Source organism: Ferrovibrio sp. (genome assembly GCF_035304305.1).
Taxonomy (GTDB): Bacteria; Pseudomonadota; Alphaproteobacteria; order Ferrovibrionales; family Ferrovibrionaceae; genus Ferrovibrio.
Window position 1 is genome coordinate 1 of record NZ_DATGQG010000012.1, and the last position, 4,837, is coordinate 4,837.

General features: G+C 67.3%; 4 protein-coding genes. All 4 read left to right on the forward strand.

Annotated features, from left to right (window positions below):
- Positions 1-594, forward strand: a 594-nt coding sequence (locus VKZ87_RS01160) for an enoyl-CoA hydratase-related protein (protein WP_324219401.1), incomplete at its 5' end; no start/stop codon positions are given.
- A 1-nt stretch (position 595) separates the two neighbouring features.
- The gene (locus VKZ87_RS01165; protein WP_324219402.1) at positions 596-1,777 is read left to right on the forward strand and encodes an ATP phosphoribosyltransferase regulatory subunit; all 1,182 of its coding nucleotides are present in this window, start codon (positions 596-598) and stop codon (positions 1,775-1,777) included.
- Positions 1,778-1,888: 111 nt separating this feature from the next.
- Positions 1,889-3,184 (forward strand): adenylosuccinate synthase, encoded by a 1,296-nt coding sequence (locus VKZ87_RS01170; protein ID WP_324219403.1) that lies wholly within the window; start codon positions 1,889-1,891, stop codon positions 3,182-3,184.
- 66 nt (positions 3,185-3,250) lie between these two features.
- The coding region (locus VKZ87_RS01175; RefSeq protein WP_324219404.1) for a BCCT family transporter at positions 3,251-4,837 on the forward strand (1,587 nt) is incomplete at its 3' end.

The window sequence follows — 4,837 nt, forward strand, 5'->3', positions numbered from 1 at the left end:
GCCGCCGGCGCCGACATCAAGGAGATGCAGCCGAAGACCTACATGGACGTCTTCAAGGAAGACTTCATCACCCGCGACTGGGAGCGGGTGGCGAAATGCCGCAAGCCGGTGATCGCCGCGGTGGCCGGCTATGCGCTCGGCGGCGGCTGCGAGCTGGCCATGATGTGCGATTTCATCATCGCCGCCGACAATGCCAAGTTCGGCCAGCCGGAAATCAATCTCGGCACCATTCCGGGCGCCGGTGGCACCCAGCGCCTGACCCGCTTCGTCGGCAAGTCCAAGGCGATGGAGATGTGCCTCACCGCCCGCATGATGGATGCCGAGGAGGCCGAGCGCTCCGGCCTGGTCAGCCGCGTCGTGCCGCTGGCGGAACTGATGAACGAAGCCATGAAGGCGGCCGAGAAGATCTGCTCGCTGTCGCAGCCGATCGTCATGATCGCCAAGGAGGCGGTGAACCGCGCCTACGAGACCACCCTGGCCGAGGGCATCCGCTTCGAGCGCCGCGTGTTCCATTCGACCTTCGCCACCGAAGACCAGAAGGAAGGCATGGCGGCCTTCGCGGCCAAGCGCAAGGCCGAGTTCAAGCACAAGTAAGATGGCTGCGAAGAAGACCAGCCTGCGTTCCGAGGGCGGCGACGGCGACGGGCTGTCGGCGGCGGCCGGCCTGCTGCCTGCGGGTCTGCGCGATGTGCTGCCGCCGCGCGCCGACTGGGAGGCGCAGGCGAGCGAGCAGCTGCTCGCCTCCTTCGCCTCCTACGGCTATGCCCGCGTCAAGCCGCCGCTGATCGAGTTCGAGGAGACGCTGCTGTCGGATTCCGGCAGCGAGCTCGCCGGCCAGATGTTCCGCGTCATGGATCCGGTGTCGCAGCGCATGATGGGCCTGCGCACCGACATCACGCTGCAGGTCGCCCGCATCGCCGCCACCCGCCTGCGTGACGCGGCGCGGCCCCTGCGTCTGGCCTATGCCGGCCAGGTGCTGCGGGTGCGCGGCACCCAGCTGCGGCCCGAGCGGCAATTCGCCCAGGCCGGTTTCGAGCTGATCGGCTCGGCAGCCCTGGGCGCCGATGTGGAGGCTGCCGCGCTGGCGGCGGAAGCCGTGGCGTCTCTGGGCGTTACCGGCCTGTCTCTCGACATCACCCAGCCGGTGCTGGCGCCGGCGATCATGGAGGCCCATGGGCTGGAGCCGAAGCAGGCCCGCGCCGCGCGTCGTGCGCTGGACCGCAAGGATGCCGCCGAGCTCAAGGCCGTCAGCGGTGCCGCGGCGCCGACCCTGCTGAGACTTCTGGAACTGGCCGGTCCGGCCCGCGCCGCCCTCGACGGCCTCGGCAGACTGAAGCTGCCCGAGGCGGCGGCGAAGATCGTCGCCGATCTCGACGCGCTGGTGCGGGAGGTATCGGCCGCCGCGCCGGATCTGCTGGTGACGCTCGATCCCGGCGAATTCCGCGGCTTCGAATACCATACCGGCATCGCCTTCACGCTGTTCGCGCGCAATGTGCGCGGCGAGCTTGGCCGCGGCGGCCGCTACATCACGCCGGCCGGGGAGACCGCCACCGGCTTCACGCTCTATCTCGACAGTGTCATGCGCGGCCTGCCGGCGCGGCCGGCGCCGCCGCTGGTCTATCTGCCCTTCGGCACGCCGCATTCGGTGGCGGCGAAACTGCGCCGCGAGGGGCATGCGGCCTGGGCGGAACTGGACGGTCAGAAGGACGTGAAGAAGGCGGCGAAAGCCGCCGGCTGCACCCATTGGTGGGACGGTACGGCGATTCGGCCGCTGTAGCAGTGGTTTTTTCTCCTTCGTCATCCCCGCGGAAGCGGAGATCCGGGCGACAGTGCGACTGGGTTCCCGCTTTCACGGGAACGACGAAACAATGAGCTGGGGACGCGTAAGATGAGCAACGTGGTGGTGGTTGGCGCCCAGTGGGGCGATGAGGGCAAGGGCAAGCTGGTCGACTGGCTGTCGCTCCGCGCCGATGTCGTGGTGCGTTTCCAGGGCGGCCACAATGCCGGCCACACGCTGGTCATCAACGGCAAGACCTACAAGCTGTCGCTGCTGCCCTCGGGCATCGTGCGCGAGGGCAAGCTCTCGGTGATCGGCAACGGCGTCGTCGTCGATCCCTGGGCGCTGATGGCCGAGATCGAAAAGCTGCGCGGGCAGGGCGCCACGATCACGCCCGACAATCTGAAAGTCGCCGAGAATGCCGTGCTGATCCTGCCGCTGCATCGCGAGCTGGACGGCCTGCGCGAGGATGCCGCCGATGGCGGCGTGAAGATCGGCACCACGCGGCGCGGCATCGGCCCGGCCTATGAGGACAAGATCGGCCGGCGCGCGATCCGCGTCTGCGATCTCGCCGATGCCGGCATGCTTGGGCGCAAGGTCGACGGCCTGCTCGCCCACCACAATGCGCTGCGCCGCGGCTTCGGCGCCGAGCCGGTGAACCGCGAAGACCTGCTGCAGCAGCTGGCCGAGATCGGGAAACAGGTGCTGCCCTATGCCGCACCGGTCTGGCGCGAGCTCGACGAGGCGCGTCGCCATGGCAAGCGCATTCTCTTTGAGGGTGCGCAGGGCTCGCTGCTCGACGTCGATCACGGCACCTATCCCTTTGTGACCTCGTCGAACACCATGGCGGGGTCGGCCGCCGCCGGCTCCGGTCTCGGGCCCGGCTCGCTCGGCTATGTGCTCGGCATCGTGAAGGCCTATACGACGCGCGTCGGCGAGGGCCCGTTCCCGACCGAGCTGACGGACGAGATCGGCCAGTGGCTGGGCGAGAAGGGCCATGAATTCGGTGTCGTCACCGGGCGCAAGCGGCGCTGCGGCTGGTTTGACGCTGTGCTGGTGCGCCAGAGCGTGAAGCTCAACGGCATTCACGGCATCGCGCTGACCAAGCTCGACGTGCTGGACGGGCTGAAGGAACTGAAGATCTGCACCGGCTACGAGGTGAATGGCAGGCAGCTCGATTATCTGCCGGCCTCGATGGGCGAGCAGGCGGCGGCGAAGCCGATCTATGAGACGCTGGAAGGCTGGTCGGAAACCACGCGCGGCGCGCGCTCCTGGGCCGACCTGCCGGCGACGGCGGTGAAATACGTCCGCCGCGTGGAAGAACTGATCGGCGCGCCGGTGGCCCTGCTGTCCACCTCACCCGAACGCGACGACACGATCCTGATGAAGGATCCTTTCGAGGACTGATCCTGCCGTTCGACCGCAATTCGCGGAACGGTGGGCCATTTGGCAGGTTGTCTGCCGGGAGGTGCCATGTCCGTGAATCGTCGGGTCTTCTGGCCTGCAGCCATCATCAGCCTGCTGTTCGTCCTGCTTGCGGTTCTGTTCACCGAACCGATGGCACAGCGGGTCGCGGGCCTGCAGGATTTCATCGTCACCCGGTTCGGCTGGTTTTACATCCTGTCGGTCACCGGGTTCCTGATCTTCGCGCTGTATCTCTTCGTGAGTCCCTACGGCTCGATCCGGCTCGGTGCCGATGACGACGAGCCAGAATACAGCTACCCGAGCTGGTTCGCGATGCTGTTCAGCGCCGGCATGGGCATCGGCATCCTGTTCTATGGCGTCGCCGAACCGGTGCTGCATTACGCCAAGCCGCCGGCCAGCCTCGGCCCGGGCATGCAGCCGGAAACCATCGAAAGCGCCAAGGAGGCCATCCATCTCGCCTATTTCCACTGGGGCCTGCATGCCTGGGCGGTTTACATCATCGTCGGGCTGGCGCTGGCCTATTTCGCCTATCGCCACGACCTGCCGCTGACCATCCGCTCGACGCTCTGGCCGCTGCTGGGCGAGCGCATTCACGGGCCGGCCGGCGATATCGTCGACATCCTCGCGATTTTCGGCACGCTGTTCGGTCTCGCCACCTCGCTCGGACTCGGCGTGCTCCAGGTCAATGCCGGACTGGACTATCTCGGCCTGATGTCGACCGGTCTCACCAACCAGATCTGGCTGATCGTCGGCATCACCCTGGCGGCAACGCTTTCGGTGGCGTCCGGGCTCGACAACGGCATCAAGCGGCTGAGCGAGATCAATCTCGGCCTTGCGCTCCTGCTGCTGCTCTTCGTCTTCATCCTCGGGCCGACCGTGTTCCTGGTCAGCACGCTGATCGAGAATATCGGCTACTATCTGCAGACCCTGGTCGGCACCAGCTTCCGCACCACCGCCTTCCGGGGCACCGAATGGCAGAAAAGCTGGACGATGTTTTACTGGGGCTGGTGGATTTCCTGGGCACCCTTCGTCGGCATGTTCATCGCGCGCATCTCGCGCGGCCGCACCATCCGCGAATTCGTGGGCGGCGTGCTTTTCGCGCCGACGCTGCTCACCTTCGTGTGGTTCGGCGTCTTCGGCAACACGGCGCTGCACCGGGAGATCTTCGGCGCCGGCGGCATGGTGGAGGCTGTGGATGCCGACGTGGCCACCGCGATCTACGTCCTGCTCGACCAGCTGCCATGGCCCACGATCAGTTCCGCCCTGGCTGCCATTCTGGTTGCGACCTTCTTCGTCACCTCGGCGGATTCGGGCGCGCTGGTCATGGACATCATCAGCAGCAACGGCAATCCGCAGCCGGGATTGCCCGGCCGCATCTTCTGGGCCCTGAGCAGCGGTGCGATCGCGATCGTCCTGCTGATGGTGGGCGGCCTGACCGCGCTGCAGACGGCGGCGATCACCACGGCGCTGCCGTTTGCCTGCATCATGATCCTGATGTGCTGGAGCGTGTATCGCGGCCTGCATGCCGAGCGGCGCCGGCGCCGGCGCCTGCCCGAGATGGAAACCGCCGGGCAGGGCGCCGCCGCACCGGGGCGGACGGGCGACTGGCGGAGCAGGCTCGGCTCCATTCTCGGA